The sequence below is a fragment of the Aeromonas sp. DSM 116730 genome (assembly GCF_046581335.1).
GTDB lineage: Bacteria > Pseudomonadota > Gammaproteobacteria > Enterobacterales > Aeromonadaceae > Aeromonas > Aeromonas rivipollensis.
On the sequence record NZ_CP144265.1, the window covers coordinates 3,144,223 to 3,163,750 of the forward strand.

Consider the following 19,528-nt stretch of genomic DNA (forward strand, 5'->3'; position numbering starts at 1 on the left):
CATGAGCGAACCCATGACAGACAAACGCCGCCAGATCCTGGATGCCGCCCTTGCCCTCTGCGCCGAGGATGGCCTGCAGGGGGCCGCCACCGCCCGCATCGCCCGGGCGGCCGGGGTGGCCAACGGCACCCTGTTTCACCACTTTCCCAGCAAGGAGTTGTTGATCCAATGCCTCTATCAGGACGTCAAGCTGCGCCTTGGCGCCGCCATCAGCGAGGCGGATCCGGCCCTGCCCCTCAGGGAGCAGGCGCGCCACTACTGGCATCAGGCGATCAGCTGGATGCAGGCCCATCCCCACGAACTCAAGTTCGTGCTGGGGTTCTTCTACTCCCCCTTGCTGGCCAGATCCCTGCGCAGCCAGATCCTGGGGGAGACACTGCGCTTCCTGCCGCGCCTGCTGAGCCAGGGCCAGGCCAGCGGCGAGCTGATGCAGGCCCCCCCCGTCCTGATGCTGGAGGTGTGCCAGAGCCAGTTTCTGGCCTGCGCCTCCCTCTTTGTGGACCAACCCGAGCTCGGGGAGGATCCCCACTGGCAGGCCAGCGCCTTCGCCCTCTTCTGGTCCGCCATCGCAGGAGCCCCTCATGACGCTTGATCCCTTGCTCGCCACCGGCAGGCGCCTCTGGATAGGGAGCCTGCTCTGGATCATCGGCCGCACCCTGTGCCGCGCCGCACGGGTCGACGAGGCGGTGCGCCGGGAACTGGCCCCCCTGCCGGAGGGGCTCTGCATCCGGCTGGAGGTTCACGGGCTGCCTCATGGGCTGACCCTGCACAAGAGGGCCGGGCGCTGGCGCTGCGGCCCCGCGCCCCGGGGGGCAACAAGCCCTCATCTACTGCGCGTCTGCTTCAAGCACCCCGCCATCGCCTTTCGCGCCCTCAGCTTTCGCCTCGGCATCAATCAGGCCTTCTGCGAGAACCGGCTGCTGGTGGAGGGGGATCTCAGTGCGGCCATGCATCTGGTGCGGGCGCTGGAGCAGCTGCAAGCCCTGATCCTGCCGGCCTTCATCGCGAGGCCCCTGCTGCGCCACTACCCTAGCCCGCGCCACAAGCTGACGCGAGCCTGCCACATCTACCTGGGTCTGCTGACCGGTTGAAGAGAAGGATGAACACCATGAGCCGTTATTACGATTTCTTCTGCCCGGTCAGATTGATGGCGGGGGAGCAGGCACTGGAGCAGCTCCCGGACGAGCTGATGGCACTGGGGGCGCGCCGTCCGCTGCTGCTCACCGACAAGGGGGTCGGCGGCAGCGGGCTCGCCAACCTGCTGGCCAATGTGCTGGCGGAGGGGGGCCTGCCGGTGGCCGCCATCTGGGACCAGATCCCCGCCGACTCCTCCACCGCCGTGGTGGAGCGCATCGCCACCCGCTGGCGGGAGCTCGGCTGTGACAGCCTGGTGGCCCTGGGGGGCGGCTCCGTCATCGACACCGCCAAAGCGGTCAACATCCTGGTCACCCTGGGCGGGGAGCGGCTGCTGGATCACGCGGGGGCAGGTTGCCTGACCCGGCCCCTCAAGCCGCTGGCTGTGGTGCCCACCACGGCGGGCACCGGATCGGAGGTGACACTGGTGGCGGTGATCCGGGACGAGGGGAGCGGGCGCAAGGTACCCTTCACCTCCCCCTTCCTGCTGCCCCAGCTGGCGGTGCTGGACCCGCGCCTCACCCAGGGCTTGCCGCTGCCCATCACGGCCGCCACCGCCATGGACGCCATGACCCACGCCATCGAGGCCTTCATCGGCAACGGCAAGAACCCGGTCAGCGACGCCCTGGCCCTGATGGCGGTGGAGAAGATAGCCGATGCCCTGCCCAGGGTGCTGCTGGCCCCCGAAGACAAGCACCTGCGGCTGCAACTGGCGGAGGGATCCACCCTGGCGGGCATGGCGTTTTCCAACTCCATGGTGGGGCTGGTGCACGCCCTCGGCCACAGCCTGGGGGCCCGCTGTCACCTGCCCCACGGCCTGTGCATGAACCTCTTCCTGCCCACGGTGCTCGACTACAACAGGCCCCAGATAGACACCGAGCTGGCCCGCCTGCTGCTGCCGCTGGCGGGGCCGGAGCGCTTCGCGGCCACCCCACAGGCCCTGCGCCCCCAGGCGGCCCTGGATGCACTCTGCGCCCTGAGGGACAGTCTCTGGCAGGCGGTGGGGCTGCCGCGTACCCTGGCGGAAGCCGGGGTGACGGACAGAGCCGTGCTCAAGGATATCCGGGATCTCGCCATCAACGACGGTGCCCTGCTCTACAACCGCAAGGATGCGGACAGGGAACAGCTGCTGACGCTGCTGGAGCAGGTATGGGAATGACCCCGGGGCGCAGGATCAGATGGGTGGAGTGAAGACCCCGGTGGAGAGATAGCGATCCCCCCGATCGCAGATGATGGCCACCACCACCCCTTGGCTCAGCTCGGCCGCCACCCGCAGGGCACCGGCCACGGCGCCCCCCGAGCTGACCCCGCAGCAGATCCCCTCCTCCCGCGCCAGCCGGCGCATGGTGGCGAGCGCCTCCTCCTGGGTCACATCCAGCACCCGATCGACCCTTTGTGGCTCGAAGATGGCGGGCATATAGGCGGCGGGCCAGCGGCGAATGCCCGGGATCTGGCTCCCCTCTGCCGGTTGCAGGCCTATCACCTGCACCGCCGGATTCTGCTCCTTGAGGTAGCGGGAGACCCCCATTATGGTGCCCGTGGTGCCCATGGCCGAGACGAAGTGAGTGATTGCCCCCTCGCTCTGGCGCCAGATCTCGGGACCGGTGGAGAGGTAGTGGGCATCCGGGTTGGCCGGGTTGTTGAACTGATCGAGTACCAGCCCCTCGCCTCGAGCCTGCATGGCGAGGGCGAGGTCACGCGCGGCTTCCATGCCCTCTTCCACCAGCACCAGCTCGGCGCCATAGGCCTGCATGGCATCGCGCCGCTCCTGGCTCATGTTGCTCGGCATGATGAGGCGCATCCTGTACCCCCGGGCCGCCGCCACCATGGCCAGCGCTATGCCGGTGTTGCCGGAGGTGGCCTCGATAAGCCGCGCGCCTGGCCCTAAGTGACCACTCGCCTCCGCCGCCCGGATGAGGTTCAGGGCCGGCCTGTCCTTGACCGAGCCGGCGGGGTTGTTGCCCTCCAGCTTCACCAGCAGGGTCACATCGGGATAGGGGTTGATGCGGCGCAGGCGCAGCAACGGGGTATTGCCAATCAGATCTTCCAGGGTGGCGAAGGCCATAACGGGATCCATCCTCTGCTAACTGTTCTATACCTTGCCTGACGAGCCGCTCGCAGGCCGGTCAGTGTAAGCGAGCCTCCTCGGCCCGCAAAGAGCACGGTTGGCAAAGTCCGGCCAGCATGCTCTGATACCCCTTCCCCACCCTTTGAGGAGCCTCCATGAGCGACATTCTTCATCAGGCCGACCAGCAGCAGTTCATCTGCGTGGTGGACGGCAAGACCTCTCGCCTCAGCTACCGCTGGCTGGATGCGGGCACTGTCGATGCCTGCAGCACCCAGGTGCCATCCGAGCTGAGGGGACAGGGCATTGCCGACAAACTGGCGCGCAGCTTCTACGACTGGTGCCAGGCACAGGGGCTCACCATAGTGCCGAGCTGCAGCTACATAGACGTCTGGTTGCGCCGTCATGGGGGTTGAGGCACAAGCGGCCCGGGAGGCACAGCTGCAAGCCCACACCGAGGCCCTGCTGCGGGCCGATCCCCTGCGCATGGCCTGCCTCTGGGCGGCGCGGGAGCTGGCCCTGCCGGACTGGGCGCTGGGGGCGGGCTTTGTGCGCAACCTCATCTGGGATCACCTGCACCAAAAAGCCGAGCCCACTCCCCTCAACGACATAGATCTTATCTATCTGGATCCCAGCGACCCGGAAGGTGCGGACGAACGGGAGTACGAAGCCTGGCTCAGAATTCGCTTGCCTGATCAACGCTGGGAGGTGCGCAACCAGGCGCGCATGCATGTGCGCCAGCAAGTGCCCCCCTTCGCCAGCTCTCTGGAAGCGCTCAGTCACTGGGTGGAGGTCCCCACCTGCATAGGGGTGCGTCTGGGGGCGGACGACGAGTTCCAGTGGCTGGCCCCCCATGGCTTTGGCCACAACTGGTCCCTGCAGGTGAGTGCCAATCCGCGCTGCCGGCAGGAGAGCCGGATCTTCATCGACAGGATCAGGGACAAACAGTGGCAGCGCATCTGGCCTGATCTGGTGGTGAACTGGCCATAACCGGATTGCAATGGGCCGACAACCTTGGGCACACTAAGAAAAAGCTGTTTATAACTCAATGGGTTAAATAATGCGCGACTTCTTCTCTCTCGAACGCTGGCTGCCGGGCCTCGCCGCCCTGCTGCAATATCAGCGGGCCTGGCTGATGCCGGATCTTCGCGCTGGCCTCTCGGTGGCGGCCGTGGCCTTGCCCGTGGCCATCGCCTATGCGGAGCTCGCCGGAGTCGGCGCCATCGTCGGCCTCTACTCCTGCATACTGCCCATGGTGGTCTACGCCCTCTTTGGCACCTCCCGCCAGCTCATCGTCGGCCCGGACGCCGCCACCTGCGCCGTCATTGCCGCCGTGGTGACACCGCTCGCCGCCGGGGATCCCACCCGCCAGTGGCAACTGGTGATGACCATGACCGCCATGACCGGCTTCTGGTGCCTGATCGCCAGTCGCTTCAAGCTGGGGGTGCTGGCGGACTTTCTCTCCCGCCCCATACTGATGGGCCTGCTCAATGGTGTGGCCATCACCATAATGGTGAGCCAGCTCTCCAAGATCTTCGGCTTCACCTTCAGCGAGCGCTATCTCATCGAGCGGATCTTGAATGGCACCGACTACCTTACCCAGACCCATCTGCCGACCCTGGCCATGAGTCTGACCGCCCTGCTCACCCTGCTGCTGGCCAAGCGCTACAGGCCATCCTGGCCCTCCTCCATGGTGGCCATGGTGGTGACGGCGGCCCTGGTGTGGGCCCTCAATCTCGGCCAGTTCGAGATCGCCACCCTGGGGGCCGTGGGCTCGGGCCTGCCCGCCTTCCAGATGCCGGAGTTCCCCCCCGGCCTGATGCGCGAGCTGGTGCTGCCGGCGCTCAACCTCGCCATGGTGAGCTTCGTCTCCATGATGCTCACCGCCCGCAGCTTCGCCGCCAAGAACGGTTACGAAATCGATGCGGACAAGGAGTTTCGGGCCCTTGGCATGGCAAACCTCGCCTCGGCTGTCTCCCAGGGCTTTGCCATCAGCGGCGCCGATTCACGCACCGCGGTCAACGACGCCAACGGCGGCAAGAGCCAGCTGGTCTCCATCATAGCCGCGGCTGTGATCGCCCTCATCACCTTCTACCTGACGGCGCCGCTGCAATTCATTCCCACCGCCGCCCTCGGGGTGGTGCTGGTGATGGCCTCCCTGTCGCTCACCGATTTTCGCGGCCTCTGGGCCCTGCGCGACTCGGACCGCGCCGCCTTCTGGCTGGCGCTGATCACCTTTATCAGCGTGCTCACCATGGGGGTGATCCCGGGGATCACCCTCGCGGTGCTGCTGGGGCTGTTCCAGTTCCTGCGCAACGTGATGCGCCCCACCGATCAGTTGCTGGGCATGGACGATGAAGGGGTGGTGCGCACCCTGGGGGACAACGAGCAGGCCAAGGCCATCCCCGGCATCCTGGTCTATCGCTTCAACTCGCCGCTGACCTACTTCAACGCCCCCTACTTCAAGCGGCGGGTGCTGGCGCTACTGGTGCAGGATCCCCACAATCCCAAGTGCCTCATCGTGGATGCCGTGGCCTGCTTCACCCATCAGGACATCAGCGTGATGAGCATGGTGGGAGAGCTGCACAAGGAGCTCAGGCGCCGCGGCATCCACATGGTGATGGCCGGTCGCCACGGCCAGATGACCCAGTGGCTCAAGCAGGCGGGGATCCGGATCGGGGACGAGGGGGTCATCCTCAGTCCCGACATGTATCAGGCCCTGCGCCTGACCCGCTGCTACCGGGAGCCTGTGTTCAAGGATGACGAGGTAGTGGAGAGCACCACTGATACCCTGCTCTCCCGCTGGCCCCAGGATGAGACGCTACCGGACTCGGCACGCCTCACCCGGCCCTGCGAGCAGGAAGCGGGCGCCACCCCGGTCTGACGGCGGCGCGCCACCAGACTGCGAGAGGGTGCCGGGCCAGCACCCTCTTTGCTCAGGGCAGGATTGCACCCCGCACCCGCTTGGTGTTAAATGCCCGTCCAGATGGCGCTGACGAGGGCCATCCCCAGTATTTGGACATCCCATGCAGACTCAATCCCACGCGGGCCCGGGCACCCTCTTCGCCCTGACCTGGCCACTGTTCATCGATCTCGCCCTGCACTTCCTGACCGGGGCCCTCAACACCTTCATGGTGGGCCACGTCTCCTATCAGGGGGTGGCGGCACTGGCAGTCGGCAACCAGGTGTTCGATCTCGCCATCACATTGTTCAGCTTCGTCAGCATAGGCACCAGCGTGGTGATCACCCAGTACCTGGGGGCGGGGGATAGAGAGAAGGCGCGCGTGGTCATCCACACCGCCATCGGCTTCAACCTGCTGGTGGGGCTGGTGGCCGCGGTCGGGGTCATGGCCGGTGCCAGCACCATGCTGGCGCTGATGAACCTGCCCGCCCACCTGATGGGGGATGCCACCCTTTATCTGCAGATCATCGGCCTCTGCCTGCTACCGGAGGCGGCGGCGCTCTGCCTGGCCGCCACCCTGCGCGCCCATGGCCACACCCGTCAGGCCATGTACGTGACCCTGATCGTCAACCTCATCACCTTCGTCGGCAACCTGCTGCTGCTCTACGGCTGGTTCGGCCTGCCCCAGCTCGGGGTCGCCGGGGTCGCCATCAGCACAGTAGTGGGGCGCATCGTCGGCGTGGTGCTGCTGGTGTGGCTAGTGGCGCGCAAGACCGGCATACGGCTGCGGCTGCCGGAGATCCTTCGGCCAAGCAAGGTCATGCTGGACAAGGTGCTGCACATAGGCCTGCCGGCGGCCGGGGAGAACCTCTCCTGGATGCTGCAGTTCATGGTGGTAACGGCCTTCGTCGGCCTGCTCGGCGACAAGGCGCTGGCGACCCAGTCCTACTTCTTCCAGATCTGCCTGTTCATCCTGCTGTTCGGCCTCTCCATCGGCCTTGGCAACGAGATCATCATCGGCCACCTGGCGGGGGCCCGTCGCTTCGAGCAGGCCTATCGCCAGCTCATCAAGAGCCTCAAGCTCGGCCTCATCGTCACCAGCCTGATTGCCATAGCCGCGGCCCTGAACGGACGCGCCATCATCAGCCTGTTCACCGACGACCCCGACATCATCACCCAGGTGGCGCAGCTCTTCCTCATCAGCCTCATCCTCGAACCCGGCCGCACCTTCAACCTGGTGGTGATCAACGCCCTGCGTGCCACCGGGGATGCCCGTTTTCCGCTCTACATGGCGCTCGTCTCCATGTGGGGCATTGCCGTTCCCCTGGCCTATTTCCTTGGTATCATGCAGGGCTATGGCCTGGTAGGCATCTGGTTGGCGCTGGCCTGCGACGAGTGGGTTCGCGGTCTGGCCATGTTCTGGCGCTGGCGCAGTCGTCGCTGGCAAAACAAAATTCTTGTCGAAACATAAGCGGAATCACAATGAAGAAAATCGGACTCTTGTTGGCGGCCATCCTGCTCAGCCCGCTCGCCATGGCACAAACCGCCCCGGCGGCCCCCAAGGCGCAAGCCCCCCAGACCTGGTACGTGGCCCCCATCGTCATCGACCAGACCAGCGAGGCGCAGAAGGCCCTGACCAAGGACTTCATGGCCCAGATGATCAAGACCATCAAGATCAACGAGTACCAGACCGGCAAGGCGGTGGGCAAGCACAAGGATCCCAAGTGGCTGATCCGCACCAAGCTGATGCCCGCAAGCACCGAACCCCTGGTGGGCAAGAAACACCCCCAGGGCCTGACCTACGGCAAGGGCATCCCCACCCAGGAGATAGTCGGCGAGCTCATCATGAACGGCACCCTGGTGGCCCATGTTGGCCAGGGCTGGCGTGAGCCCATAGTTCCCGGCACCCCGGTGGCCGAGAAGATCACCATAGCCAACTACCAGTACGCCATCGGCAACGAGGCCAAGGCCCCGGATCTGGAAGAGCTGGCGGCCCAGATAGGCTTCGAGGTGGGCAAGGTGATTGCCCGAGGCGGTCAGCCGCTGCCCGAGAAGAAAAAGAAAAAAGAGTAAAGACGGCACTGCTTTTGAAGAAGGGGCCTTGCGCCCCTTCTTGCTGCCCGCCTGGCGCGCGCCTGTCGTCATCAAAGCGTCACAACTGTGAACAAGCTCCCAGTTCCCTCCTCTCTGCCCTCCTCATAAATCACTTATCTGCTTGTGATTCAATCAGTTAAAAATCATCCACCAGATGCAGCAAATCCGTTGCCCCAAATTGGATCGGGATCACATTTATCTCCCGGGGGAAGGGGTAGTTTGAAGGTCAAGGCACAATCAAACGACACCAAGGAGGCTTCATTACATGTTCCCTGAGTACAGAGATCTCATCTCGAAACTGAAGAGCAGTGATGTCCATTTCCAAAAGAAGTTTGACTTGCACAACGACCTGGATGCGGAGATCAGGAAGCTGGAAAAACATCACGCCAGCGATTACAGCTCCGAGGTGAAGGATCTGAAAAAACAGAAACTTAAACTGAAAGAGGAGATATACGACATCCTCAAACAACATCCACACTAGACGCCTCGACGAATACCCGGATAAGCAACTTATCCCCCAGCCCGGCTTAAAGCCGGGCTTTTTGTTGGCCACTCACGACAACGCTGAGCAGGCCATATCAGGCGGCCTTGTCGGCGTTGCTGACCGCTACCAGCTTGCCTGCCGCCAGCAGGGCCCGCGCCAGTGGCAGCCCGAGCCAGCCCGCCCCCAGAATACCGATCGTCCCGGCTATATATTGTTCTGTCATCGTCCCCTTCTCCTGCTTGATGCTATTTGCCCCGCAGCTTACCTGCCGTTACATAAAAAGAAAAACACAATAGGTACGAAATACTGACAGAATATGTGGCACCTATGAGAATGAAACTGCAATGTAAAAACACATAACGTAAAATTAAGTAGAACTGACAAAATATATATTTACAGTTCTATCATTCCATCATAACCACTTAACAATAAAAACTGCTAAGTTATCCAAGTACGATTGTGATGTTTTGTCATAATGATTTAAGCTTTTTTCTAACCACTTTTAATTCATTGTTTGCAATTTCCAACCAAGATGGTGAAGATATGGCTGAATTTTGATAGATATAGTTTAAGTATTTTAAAACCTGCTCCGGCCCATTTAAAGCACTAATCTTGTATAATTTTACGGCATAACTAACCCTATCTAACTCCATATTATTTATGGACAAGCTAGATTGCATATGCATTACAATATTTCTCTCATCTACAATATCGGCAACAGCATTTCTTAAAGTGCTATGAGTTTTAAGAGGCTGGACATTGAAGATTTGTGGAGCAAGTTGGAAAATCTTTGGCCTAATAGGTATTGAAGGATCTGATGCAATTTTGTCAGCTGCAATAATTCTATCCGGCTTGCCAGGTCGCTCTAGTTTCAGTTGTGAAACCTTGCCATTTTCTGTTCCGTATAAAATAAATGACTTGTTAACCCATGATTCTATAGCGCCGATGGAAAATGTGATAGCAGCCATTGCTTGCTGACACATTGCGAAAAATAGTTTCATATTTTCTCCCGAAGAATCTACTTCAGGAATTTTGTCAAAAATTGATTCTTGTACTTTAATACTTTTCTTTAATATTTCTGCTTTTACAGCCGCATCAAGAGAATTGAAAAACATAAGAGCTTCAAACTCTGGAGGTGGAACTCGCATATTGTAGCCATTAAAGCAACCTTGAGAAGATAGAATTGTAATCTTACTTCCCCCTTCAGCCAACTGCCCATTGGGTAATATCACGTCATGTGCCAATGATATATTCTTATCTTCTAATAGATGCTCCATTTTTACCTTACGTGATAGTGTTAAGTCTTTCCGATTTTAAGTTAAAAAAGCAATTGTTCCTACACTAGACAAAACAAAGCATCTAAATTATGAAGTTCCATACCTGAAATCCTTGTCGGATTATTTAATAAACTTAAGAAATTAATGTAATGGTCTGTTTTCCTGCATATATCCTGCCCAGCTTCCTCTAACATATCAACACATCATTTTGATTTTCAGGGTATCACTACTACAACGCCTGTAGTTGCTATCAGATAGTGAGAAGAGACATCCAATAGTCTCCCGATACAAAAAAGCGGGCCAATGGCCCGCTTGGTTATATTTCACTCATCCAATCCTCACACCGGCGGATGGAAATGACTGGCCTCGCGGGTGGCCATCTCCTCGTAGGTGGCCCACCTCTGCCAGACCACCTGCTGCGCCACCTGCATCAGCCGCTCGGCCTCTTCTGGATGGCTCTGGGCCAGTACCCGGTAGCGATTCTCCTCCGCCCTGTACTCGGCGAGGGGAATGGAGGGGCGCAGGCTGTCGAGGCTGAAGGGGTTCTGCCCCAAACTGCGCAATACAGGGTTGTAGCGCATCAGAGGCCAATGGCCCGAATCCACCGCCCGCTTCTGTTGGGCCAACCCCTGCTCCATATCGATGCCGTGGGCGATGCAGTGGCTGTAGGCGATGATAAGCGACGGGCCAGGATAGGCCTCTGCTTCGCGCAGCGCTTGCAGTGTCTGCTGCGGGTTGGCACCAAAGGCGATGCGGGCAACATAGACGTTGCCGTAGGAGATGGCCTGCAGCGCTACATCCTTCTTGGCGAGCGTCTTGCCCCCCGCCGCGAACTTGGCGACGGCACCGAGCGGGGTCGATTTCGACATCTGACCGCCGGTGTTGGAGTAGACCTCGGTATCCATCACCAGCACGTTCACATCGCGCCCGGAGGCGAGCACATGATCGAGCCCCGCCGAGCCGATGTCATAGGCCCAGCCATCGCCACCGACTATCCAGACCGAGCGGCGCACCAGCTGATCGATGAGTGACAGCAACTCGCGGGCCTTGCCGGATTTCACCTCTTCCAGCCGCTCGCGCACCTGCGCGACCCGATTGCGTTGCGCGCGGATCTCCGACTCCAGCCGCTGCGGTGCCTTGATAAGCGACTCGACCAATGCCTCCCCCAGCTCCCCCTTCATCCCCTGCAAGGCCGCCACCGCCTGACCCTGATGCTGATCGGCGGTGAGACGAAAACCAAAGCCGAACTCGGCGTTGTCCTCGAACAATGAGTTGGACCAGGCAGGCCCCTTCCCTTCCGAGTTCTTGGCCCAGGGGGTGGTCGGCAGGTTGCCGCCGTAGATGGAGGAGCAACCGGTGGCGTTGGCCACCAGCATGCGGTCACCAAACAGCTGGGTCAGCAGCTTGAGGTAAGGGGTCTCGCCACAACCGGCACAGGCACCAGAGAACTCGAACAGGGGTTCGAGGAACTGGGCACCGCGCACCGTGGAGAAATCCACCCGCTCGCGGGCAGGCCAGGGCAGGCCCTCGAACCAGCGCAGCGCCTGTTTCTGGCCAGCGAGGTGCGGCGCCTTGTCCAGCATGGTGATGGCGCGTTCGCCCTCGTGTTCCTCATCAGCCCCGGCCCGCACCGGACAGGCCTGCACGCACTGGCCGCAGCCGGTGCAATCCTCCGGATAGAGCTGCAGGCTGTAGCGGCTGTCGGGGAAGCCCTTGGCGGTGACGGGCACCGACTGGGCCGCCTCGGGGGCATTTGCCAGCCAGTCCTGATGGTAGAACTTGGCCCGCAGCGCCCCATGGGGGCAGACAAAGACGCAGTTGCCGCACTGGATGCAGATATCGGAGTGCCAGATGGGGATCTCGCGGGCGATATCCCGCTTCTCGAAGCGGCTGGTGGCGGTGGGGTAAGTGCCGTCCACCGGCAGCATGGAGACGGGGATGAGATCGCCGCGCCCCGCCAGCATCTCGCCTGTGACCCGCTGGACGAACTCGCTGCCACCGGGCGCCAGTGGCAGCGGGTAGTCGCTGATCTGCTCATCACCGGCCGGGATCGCCACCTTGCTTAAGTGAGCCAGGGTATCGTCCACCGCCGCAAAGTTGCGCTCGACCACTTCGGGCCCCTTGCGGGCATAGCTCTTCTCTATGCTCTCCTTGATCAGCGCAATGGCCTCGTCCCGTGGCAAGACCCCGGCCAGGGCGAAGAAGCAGGTCTGCATTATGGTGTTGATGCGATTGCCCATGCCGTTTTGCTCGGCCACCCGATCGCCGTCGATGCAGTAGAGCTGGATATTGAGGGCGCGGATGCGGGCGCGCAGCCGCTCGGGCAGCTGGCCCCACACCTTGTCTGCCTCATAGGGGGCATTGAGCAGCAGGGTCGCCCCTTCGGCGGCGTGCTCCAGCAGATCCACCGACTCGGCAAAGCCCCACTGGTGGCAGCCGATAAAGCCCGCCTGCTCGATAAGCCAGGGCGCGTCTATAGGCTCGGGGCCGAAGCGCAGGTGGGAGACGGTGCGCGAGCCCGACTTCTTGGAGTCGTAGACGAAATAACCCTGGGCGTGGAAGCCCTCCAGCTCGCCGATGATCTTGATGCTGTTCTTGTTGGCGCCGACTGTGCCGTCGGCACCGAGACCAAAGAATAGCGCCCGCACCCGGCTGGCGGGCTCCAGATCGCCGATGGGGTGCCAGGCCAGACTGAGGCCCGACACGTCATCGACGATCCCCACGGTAAAGCGCGGGCGCGGCGCATCGGATGCCAGCTCCTCGAATACCGCCGCGCACATGGCGGGGGTGAACTCCTTGGAAGAGAGGCCGTAGCGGCCGCCACTGAGCCAGGGCAGCCGCTTGATAAGGCCGCGCTGCAAACCGTCGATGAGGGCACTCTGCACATCCAGCAGCAGCGGCTCGCCACCAGCCCCCGGCTCCTTGGTGCGATCCAGCACCGCCAGCCGGCGCACGCTGGCAGGCAGCGCATCGAGCAGCGCCTGTACCGGGAAGGGACGATAGAGGCGCATGACCAACACCCCGGTCTTGCGATCCTGCCGATTGAGCCAGTCGACCGTGGTGCGGGCGGTGGCCGCCCCCGAGCCCATCAGCACTATGACGTCGGTGGCATCGGTTGCGCCATGATACTCCACCAGCCGGTAGTGGCGGCCGGTGAGGGATCCCAGCTTGTCCATGCACTGCTGCACCCGCGCCGGCACCGCCTCGTAGAAGGGGTTGACGCTCTCGCGGGACTGGAAGTAGGTATCCGGGTTCTGGGCCGTGCCGCGCATCACCGGATGATCCGGGTTGAGCGCCCGGGCGCGGTGGGCCCGCACCCAGTCGTTGTCGATAAGGGCACGGATCTCGTCCCTATGCAGGGCGGTGATCTTGTTCACCTCGTGGGAGGTGCGAAAGCCGTCGAAGAAGTGGATGAAGGGCACCCGGCACTGCAGGGTGACGCTGTGGGCAACCAAGGCCAAGTCCTGCGCCTCCTGCACCGAGCCGGAGGCGAGCATGGCAAAGCCGGTGCTGCGCGCCGCCATCACATCCTGATGATCGCCAAAAATCGAGAGCCCCTGCGCCGCGAGCGATCGGGCCGCCACATGGAACACGGCAGCGGTCAATTCACCGGCGATCTTGTACATGTTGGGCAGCATCAGCATCAGCCCCTGACTGGCGGTGAAGGTGGTGGCCAGCGCCCCCGCCTGCAGGGCGCCGTGTACAGTGCCGGCTGCTCCTCCTTCGCTCTGCATCTCCACGACTGTGGGGATGTTGCCCCAGAGGTTGGTCTGCCCCTCGTCCGCCCAGGCGTCAGCCAGCTCGGCCATGGTCGAGCTCGGGGTGATGGGGTAGATGGCACAGACTTCGCTCAGCTGGTACGCCACCCGGGCCGCGGCTTCGTTGCCATCGACCATGATCAGTTCATGTTTCATTGGGACTCCTGTGGTTGGCGCAGCGCTATGGTGTGACAAGGGCATTGATCGTGACAGGCACCGCAGCCGGTGCAGCGCGCCTCATCCACCTGATAACCCTTGCCCGGCCCCAGCTTGGCGATGGCCTGCTCGGGGCAGCTGCCGTAGCAGCCGTCGCACTCGAAGCAGTTGCCGCAGGAGTAGCAGCGCGCCGCCTCGTAGCGGGCCGCCGTCTCGTCCAGCCCACCTATGATCTCGCCAAAGTCGTCCCGCGCCCACGCCGGTTTGACCGGCTGACTGCTGGCGGGCGCCTGGGTCTGGAACCAGAGTTGCAACTGCTCCGGCCCCACCAGCGGGAATGAAAGCGGTTTGTGGTAGTAACGGCCGCGCAGCCAGGCATCCATGTGGCGCGCCGCCTTCTTGCCGTGGCCGGTGGCTATGGTGACGGTGCGCTCGGAGGGCACCATGTCGCCACCGGCAAAGAGACCCGGCACATCCGTCATCAGGTTGCCTGCCACCTGCACCACTCCCTCCTTGTTGATCCGCACGCCGGGAATGCTCTCCAGCACGCTCAAGTCCACCTCCTGACCGAGGGCCAGAATGAGGGAGTCCGCCTCCAGGGTTTCAAACTTGCCTGTGGGCACCGGCTTGCCCTGCCCGTCCAGCGCCATCACCTCCACCTCGATGCTGGTGTTGTCGAGCTGGCGTATGCTGCGCAGCCAGTTGATCTTGATCCCCTCCTCCTCGGCCTCAAGGGCCTCGAAGGCGTGGGCGGGCATATGGTCCCGGTCGCGGCGGTAGATGATCATCGCCTCCTCTACCCCGAGGCGACGGGCGGTGCGGGCCGCATCCATGGCGGTGTTGCCGCCGCCGTAGATAGCCACCCGCCGCCCCAGTTTGGGGGGCGGCAAGCCCTGCTCCTCGGCCAGACTCGCCTGCTCGAGGAAACTCACCGCATCGAGGATCTTGCCCGCCTCCCGGGCCGGAATATCGACCCGCTTGGCCAGATGGGCGCCTATGGCCATAAAGACGGCGTCAAAGCCCCCCTCATCGCGCTCGCGCAGCACATCCTCCACCTTGTGGTTGAGGGTGAGGATCACCCCGGCGGCCAGGATACGGGCCACCTCCCGATCCAGCACATCGCGGGGCAAGCGGTAAGCGGGAATACCAAAGCGCAGCATGCCGCCGGCCTGCGGCCCCGCTTCGCGGATCTCCACCCGATGGCCGAGCCGGTTGAGGTGCCAGGCGCAGGAGAGACCGGAGGGCCCGGCGCCTATCACCAGCACCTTCTTGCCGCTGGCAGGAGCGGGGGTTGCAGGCAGCCAGCCACGGGCCAGCGCCTCGTCACCGAGGAAACGCTCGATGGCGTGGATGGAGACGGCATCGTCTACCTGGGCGCGATTGCAGGCGCTCTCGCAGGGGTGATAACAGACCCGGCCATGGACGGCGGGCAAGGGGTTCTCTTCGACAAGCGTCTGCCAGGCCGCCTCGAAGCGGCCCGCTTCGGCCAGGGCAAGCCAGGCCTGGATATTCTCACCGGCCGGACAGGCGTGATTGCAGGGTGGCAGGGCCGGTTGCCAGACGGGCAGCTGGGTGCGGACCGGGCCCGTTCCCGTTTTCTGGGAGAGATCCGGCTGTGGGGTCATATCCAGTTGTTTGCTCATACATTGCTTTCTTCTTTGTTGGGTAACAGGCCCCATCCGAATGCACTTGATACCGTGTAGCCTGGGCAGACGGTGGCCGGAGAGGGAAGAAGCGAAAGCGTCAGAAACTGGAAGCTGGCTCGATGATGGGCCGTTTTTTGTACGCACCTGGGGATCAGGATCAATAAATGTTGCACTTTATGAGGAGTTTTCCCCGGGATCCGACCTCGATCACATGGCGCCGCGGGCTGGCACCGGCCAGGAGCCGCCTCACCTGCCCCCCATGATGGGGGGCAAGAGAGGATTGCCGCACGGGGCAGGAATCGTTATCTTGCCCTCTTCACTGGAATCGCCACAGCACAAGGACCCTGACATGCCCAGCCTCGCCAGCATACATCTCTACCCCATCAAATCGACGGCGGGCATGCCGCTGACCCGTGCCCTGGTGACCGAGGAGGGGCTGCTGGGGGATCGCCGCTACATGGTGGTCAAGCCGGACGGCAGCTTCATCACGGCCCGCACCCATCCCCAGTTGCAACTGGTGACGGCCACCCCGGTGGAAGGCGGCCTGCAACTGCGTTACCCGGGGATGGCGCAGCTCAGGCTGCAGGAAGCCGACTTCAGCCGCGCCCCCCAGGCCACCGGGGTCTGGGGCGACAGCTTCCATGCCCTGCACACCCAGTCCCAGGCCGATGAGTGGCTGAGCCAGGTGGCGGGTGAGCCGGTTCGCCTGCTCTGGCTCGGCGAAACCTCCGACCGCTTTCGGGAGAAAACCGGTACCCGGGTCAGCTTTGCCGACGGCTATCCCCTGCTGCTGATCAGCCAGAGTTCGCTGGATGACCTCAACCTGAGATCCGATGCCCTGCACCAGATGAGCCAGTTTAGGACCAACCTGGTGGCGAGCGGCACCCGCCCCTTCGAGGAGGATGGCTGGAAGCGGATCCGCATCGGCGAGGTGGAGTTTCTGGTGGCCAAGCCCTGCAGCCGCTGCATCATGACCACTGTGGAGGCAGGCACGGATCGCTTCAACGCCCTGAAGGAGCCGCTGGCCACCCTGACCCGCTACCGCCGTGGCGAGGATGGGGATGTCTATTTCGGCCAGAATCTGGTGGCGCTGAACGAGGGCTGGATTGAGGCGGGCAGCGAGATCGAGGTGCTGGAAAGCACCCGCCCCCATGTCTACCCCAATGCGGCGCCGAAGAAGCGGGAGCTGGTCTGCGTGGCCCGCGAGCCCCTGGCCCGGGATCTGGAGACCTTCTGGTTCGAGGCGGCCGACGGCGAGCCCCTGCCCGACTATCTGCCGGGCCAGCACCTGCCCATCAGCCTCGACATCAAGGGGGAAAGGCAACAGCGCCGCTATACCCTGAGCTCCACCCCGGAGAGGCCCGAGCGTTACAGCATCAGCGTCAAGAAGCTGGCCGATGGCCGTATCTCCCCCTGGCTGCACCATGAACTGCGGGTGGGCGATCACCTGCTGGCCGCCCCCCCGGCCGGGGAGTTTCACCTCGGCACCGAGCGCAAGCTGCTGCTGCTCTCGGCGGGCTCAGGCGTCACCCCCATGCTCTCCATCGCCCGCACCCTGCATCTCAGACACGAACTCGGCGACGTGCACTTTATGCACCTGTGCCGCAGCGAGGCCGACATTCCGGCCGCCGCCGAGCTGCACGCCATGAGTCAGGCTGGCATGCAGCTGACCCTGATCCTGAGCCAGCCCGATGCGCACTGGCAGGGCATGAGCGGTCGCCTTGGCAAGGGGCACCTCGCGCAGGTCAGGGATCTGCTGGCGCGGGAGATCTTCCTGTGCGGCCCCCACGGCTTTATGAGCGAGGCGGTCAAGCTGCTGCAGGAGCAAGGGGTCGCTGCCGAGCGCATCCGGCAGGAGAGTTTTGGCGGGGCCATCCTCTCGGTGGCCCGTCCCCACAAGGCGGTGCAGCTGCGCATCGGCGAGCAGACCTTCGCTGGCAACAACCAGGGCACCATACTGGATCAGGCCCACAAGCAGGGGGTGGAGCTGCCCTGGAGCTGCCGCGCCGGCATCTGCGGCAGTTGCAAGCAGACCCTGCTCGAAGGGGAGGTGGATCACCCGGACGCCCCGGCCATCACAGCCGCCGAGCGGGCCGCTGGCAAGATCCTCACCTGCTGCGCCGTGCCGCTGACCGATCTGGTGATCAAATAAGAGGATGGCGCCGCCACGGGGCGGTGCCATCACCACAAAGCAAAACGGCTGCCCTGAGGCAGCCGTTTTCTTATGGCGTCTGGCAATCAGCCACGCAGGGCGGCGATGCGCTGCTCTATGGGCGGGTGGCTCATGAACAGCTCGCTCATGGAGCGCTTGCCGTTGATGCCGAAGGCCATCATGGCCCCTTCCATCTGCGGCTCGGCACCACGGGAGAGGCGCTGCAGCGCGGCAATCATCTTGTCGCGACCGGCCAGCTTGGCGGCACCGGCGTCGGCGCGGAACTCACGCTGACGGCTGAACCACATGACGATCATGGAGGCCAGCACGCCAAACAGCATCTCCAGCACGAAGACGGTGATCATGTAGGCAAAGCCACCGGAGCTGCTGCTCTCTTCACTGTTGTTGGAGCTGAAGAAGTTGCTGATGACCCCGGCCACTATGCGGGCGAAGAACATCACGAAGGTGTTCACCACCCCCTGGATCAGGGTCAGGGTCACCATGTCGCCGTTGGCCACGTGGCTCACCTCGTGGGCCAGCACGGCTTCCGCCTCGTCACGGCTCATGCTGTAGAGCAGGCCGGAGGAGACGGCGACGAGGGAGTCGTCACGACGGGCGCCGGTGGCAAAGGCGTTCATCTCGGGAGAGTCGTAGATCCCCACTTCCGGCATCTTGATGCCAGCCTCACGGGCTTGACGGGCAACAGTGCTCACCAGCCAGTGTTCTGTCTCGTTGCGGGGTTGCTCGATGACCTGGACGCCATAGCTGCGCTTGGCCATCCACTTGGACATCAGCAAGGAGATAAAGGAACCCCCAAAACCGAACACGGCACAGAACACCAACAGACCGGAAATGCTGGACTTGTTGATCCCCAGAACCGAGAACAGGATATTGAGTACCACCCCCAGCACCAGCATGACGGCCAGGTTGGTCACCAGGAATAGCATAATTCGCTTCATATTGACTCCTTGTGAGATATAGATGCATGGTTCGGGCCAGTTCACAATCGACCTGATACCACACCTGCTCCCGATCATAGACAGACTCGATGAATGTTTGCTGAATGTCGGGCCCAGCTAAGCTGCCGAGGGGTCAGCCCAGGGGCGAGATGTCGAGACAATCGCGCAGATCCGCCTCGAGCGGCTGGTCTACGAAGGGGATCTCACCCAGAAATGGGGCCGGCAACAAGGCTTTCAAGGTGGCCAGGTTCTCCGGGTAGCGACTCATGTGCGGATCCACCCGATTGACCACCCAGCCAGCCAGGGTCAGCCCCTGATGGCTGATGGCGGCGCAGGTGAGCAGGGCATGATTGAGGCAACCCAGCTTGGCCCCCACTACCAGGATCACCGGCAGGCGCTCCAGGGCGACCCAGTCCGACAGCAGATGCTGGTGATCCAGCGGCAAAAACCAGCCTCCCGCCCCCTCGACTATCACCAGTTCGGCCCCAGCCCGCTCAATCTCCCGCAATCCAGCCGACAGGCCCGCCAGAGGAATGCTCGCCCCCACCTCCCGGGCGGCTATGTGGGGGGCTATGGGGGGCTCGAAGGCATAGGGGTTGACCGAGTCGATGGGCAGCGGGAGGCTGGCGGCCGCTTGCAACTGCTGGGCATCGAGGTTGCGAAGCCCCTCGGGGGTGCGGGCACAGCCGGCGGAAATCGGCTTGTAGCCGGCACAGGCTATGCCTTGGGCGGCGAAGGCTTGCAGCAGGGTGCGGGCGACCAGGGTCTTGCCCACGTCGGTGTCGGTGCCCGTGATGAAATAGGATCTGACCATGATGATTCCTCGATGCAATGCAGGGGCGCCGGTTGCGCCCCGGTGTCAATGGTGAGTGGCAGGGTTGCCCCAGCCCTTGAATGGATG

General features: G+C 62.9%; 16 protein-coding genes and 1 pseudogene. 10 read left to right on the forward strand and 7 right to left on the reverse strand.

Going from position 1 to position 19,528, the window contains the following annotated elements:
• Position 1: 1 nt before the first annotated feature.
• From Aeroheme_RS14245 to Aeroheme_RS14255, 3 genes are read left to right on the forward strand one after another with little or no spacing between them, the layout of a single operon-like run.
• Positions 2-592 carry a TetR/AcrR family transcriptional regulator gene (locus Aeroheme_RS14245; protein WP_411166077.1) on the forward strand — a complete coding sequence of 197 codons (591 nt, stop codon included), beginning with the start codon at positions 2-4 and terminating at the stop codon, positions 590-592.
• On the forward strand, positions 582-1,091 hold the full coding sequence (locus Aeroheme_RS14250) for an SCP2 sterol-binding domain-containing protein (RefSeq protein ID WP_234678013.1): 510 nt from the start codon (positions 582-584) through the stop codon (positions 1,089-1,091). Before Aeroheme_RS14245 ends, Aeroheme_RS14250 begins: the two co-directional genes overlap by 11 nt.
• A 17-nt stretch (positions 1,092-1,108) precedes the next feature.
• Positions 1,109-2,293: an iron-containing alcohol dehydrogenase gene (locus Aeroheme_RS14255; RefSeq protein WP_411166078.1), complete on the forward strand. Its 1,185-nt coding sequence runs from the start codon at positions 1,109-1,111 to the stop codon at positions 2,291-2,293.
• Between the two features lie 15 nt (positions 2,294-2,308).
• Here the strand turns inward: Aeroheme_RS14255 and cysM are convergent, their stop codons facing one another.
• Positions 2,309-3,211, reverse strand: a complete 903-nt coding sequence (gene cysM / locus Aeroheme_RS14260) for a cysteine synthase CysM (protein ID WP_163155995.1) — start codon at positions 3,209-3,211, stop codon at positions 2,309-2,311.
• Between the two features lie 146 nt (positions 3,212-3,357).
• Here cysM and Aeroheme_RS14265 point away from each other — a divergent pair, with 146 nt between their 5' ends.
• The 6 genes from Aeroheme_RS14265 (at position 3,358) to Aeroheme_RS14290 (ending at position 8,676) form a co-directional block, all read left to right on the forward strand.
• Positions 3,358-3,615, forward strand: a complete 258-nt coding sequence (locus Aeroheme_RS14265; protein WP_163155997.1) for a GNAT family N-acetyltransferase — start codon at positions 3,358-3,360, stop codon at positions 3,613-3,615.
• The gene (locus tag Aeroheme_RS14270) at positions 3,605-4,189 is read left to right on the forward strand and encodes a nucleotidyltransferase family protein (protein ID WP_411166079.1); all 585 of its coding nucleotides are present in this window, start codon (positions 3,605-3,607) and stop codon (positions 4,187-4,189) included. Before Aeroheme_RS14265 ends, Aeroheme_RS14270 begins: the two co-directional genes overlap by 11 nt.
• Before the next feature lie 70 nt (positions 4,190-4,259).
• On the forward strand, positions 4,260-6,083 hold the full coding sequence (locus Aeroheme_RS14275) for a SulP family inorganic anion transporter (protein WP_408782046.1): 1,824 nt from the start codon (positions 4,260-4,262) through the stop codon (positions 6,081-6,083).
• A 142-nt stretch (positions 6,084-6,225) separates the two neighbouring features.
• Positions 6,226-7,572, forward strand: coding sequence for an MATE family efflux transporter (locus Aeroheme_RS14280; RefSeq protein ID WP_111911229.1), 1,347 nt, complete (start codon positions 6,226-6,228; stop codon positions 7,570-7,572).
• A gap of 11 nt (positions 7,573-7,583) precedes the next feature.
• Complete coding sequence (locus Aeroheme_RS14285; protein WP_163135976.1) at positions 7,584-8,174, forward strand: hypothetical protein; 591 nt, start codon at positions 7,584-7,586, stop codon at positions 8,172-8,174.
• Positions 8,175-8,460: 286 nt separating this feature from the next.
• Positions 8,461-8,676: a YdcH family protein gene (locus Aeroheme_RS14290; RefSeq protein ID WP_005313020.1), complete on the forward strand. Its 216-nt coding sequence runs from the start codon at positions 8,461-8,463 to the stop codon at positions 8,674-8,676.
• 100 nt (positions 8,677-8,776) lie between these two features.
• Here Aeroheme_RS14290 and Aeroheme_RS14295 read toward each other — a convergent pair.
• From Aeroheme_RS14295 to Aeroheme_RS14310, 4 genes and pseudogenes are all read right to left on the reverse strand, one after another.
• A pseudogene (locus Aeroheme_RS14295) lies at positions 8,777-8,902 on the reverse strand (SDR family NAD(P)-dependent oxidoreductase); the annotation flags it as partial.
• A gap of 247 nt (positions 8,903-9,149) precedes the next feature.
• Positions 9,150-9,956: a hypothetical protein gene (locus tag Aeroheme_RS14300; RefSeq protein ID WP_395948751.1), complete on the reverse strand. Its 807-nt coding sequence runs from the start codon at positions 9,954-9,956 to the stop codon at positions 9,150-9,152.
• A 338-nt stretch (positions 9,957-10,294) separates the two neighbouring features.
• The gene (gene nifJ, locus Aeroheme_RS14305; protein ID WP_411166080.1) at positions 10,295-13,870 is read right to left on the reverse strand and encodes a pyruvate:ferredoxin (flavodoxin) oxidoreductase; all 3,576 of its coding nucleotides are present in this window, start codon (positions 13,868-13,870) and stop codon (positions 10,295-10,297) included.
• Positions 13,867-15,513, reverse strand: a complete 1,647-nt coding sequence (locus tag Aeroheme_RS14310; protein ID WP_411166081.1) for an NAD(P)-binding protein — start codon at positions 15,511-15,513, stop codon at positions 13,867-13,869. The genes nifJ and Aeroheme_RS14310 overlap by 4 nt, the downstream gene beginning before the upstream one ends.
• A 352-nt stretch (positions 15,514-15,865) precedes the next feature.
• Between Aeroheme_RS14310 and Aeroheme_RS14315 the strand changes: the two genes are divergently transcribed.
• Positions 15,866-17,668, forward strand: a complete 1,803-nt coding sequence (locus Aeroheme_RS14315) for an MOSC N-terminal beta barrel domain-containing protein (RefSeq protein WP_411166082.1) — start codon at positions 15,866-15,868, stop codon at positions 17,666-17,668.
• Positions 17,669-17,754: 86 nt separating this feature from the next.
• Here Aeroheme_RS14315 and htpX read toward each other — a convergent pair whose 3' ends face one another.
• Positions 17,755-18,627: a protease HtpX gene (gene htpX, locus Aeroheme_RS14320; protein WP_106887413.1), complete on the reverse strand. Its 873-nt coding sequence runs from the start codon at positions 18,625-18,627 to the stop codon at positions 17,755-17,757.
• 133 nt (positions 18,628-18,760) lie between these two features.
• Entirely contained in the window at positions 18,761-19,441 is a 681-nt protein-coding gene (gene bioD / locus Aeroheme_RS14325) for a dethiobiotin synthase (RefSeq protein ID WP_411166083.1), read from the reverse strand.
• Positions 19,442-19,528 lie beyond the last annotated feature (87 nt).

Bases quoted from the DNA above. Each gene is read 5' to 3' on its own strand.
- bioD (WP_411166083.1), bottom strand. From the start codon at position 19,441: ATGGTCAGATCCTATTTCATCACGGGCACCGACACCGACGTGGGCAAG.
- Aeroheme_RS14285 (WP_163135976.1), top strand. From the start codon at position 7,584: ATGAAGAAAATCGGACTCTTGTTGGCGGCCATCCTGCTCAGCCCGCTC.
- Aeroheme_RS14280 (WP_111911229.1), top strand. From the start codon at position 6,226: ATGCAGACTCAATCCCACGCGGGCCCGGGCACCCTCTTCGCCCTGACC.
- Aeroheme_RS14270 (WP_411166079.1), top strand. From the start codon at position 3,605: ATGGGGGTTGAGGCACAAGCGGCCCGGGAGGCACAGCTGCAAGCCCAC.
- Aeroheme_RS14310 (WP_411166081.1), bottom strand. From the start codon at position 15,513: ATGAGCAAACAACTGGATATGACCCCACAGCCGGATCTCTCCCAGAAA.
- Aeroheme_RS14250 (WP_234678013.1), top strand. From the start codon at position 582: ATGACGCTTGATCCCTTGCTCGCCACCGGCAGGCGCCTCTGGATAGGG.
- Aeroheme_RS14245 (WP_411166077.1), top strand. From the start codon at position 2: ATGAGCGAACCCATGACAGACAAACGCCGCCAGATCCTGGATGCCGCC.
- htpX (WP_106887413.1), bottom strand. From the start codon at position 18,627: ATGAAGCGAATTATGCTATTCCTGGTGACCAACCTGGCCGTCATGCTG.
- Aeroheme_RS14255 (WP_411166078.1), top strand. From the start codon at position 1,109: ATGAGCCGTTATTACGATTTCTTCTGCCCGGTCAGATTGATGGCGGGG.
- nifJ (WP_411166080.1), bottom strand. From the start codon at position 13,870: ATGAAACATGAACTGATCATGGTCGATGGCAACGAAGCCGCGGCCCGG.
- Aeroheme_RS14315 (WP_411166082.1), top strand. From the start codon at position 15,866: ATGCCCAGCCTCGCCAGCATACATCTCTACCCCATCAAATCGACGGCG.
- Aeroheme_RS14265 (WP_163155997.1), top strand. From the start codon at position 3,358: ATGAGCGACATTCTTCATCAGGCCGACCAGCAGCAGTTCATCTGCGTG.
- cysM (WP_163155995.1), bottom strand. From the start codon at position 3,211: ATGGATCCCGTTATGGCCTTCGCCACCCTGGAAGATCTGATTGGCAAT.
- Aeroheme_RS14290 (WP_005313020.1), top strand. From the start codon at position 8,461: ATGTTCCCTGAGTACAGAGATCTCATCTCGAAACTGAAGAGCAGTGAT.
- Aeroheme_RS14300 (WP_395948751.1), bottom strand. From the start codon at position 9,956: ATGGAGCATCTATTAGAAGATAAGAATATATCATTGGCACATGACGTG.
- Aeroheme_RS14275 (WP_408782046.1), top strand. From the start codon at position 4,260: ATGCGCGACTTCTTCTCTCTCGAACGCTGGCTGCCGGGCCTCGCCGCC.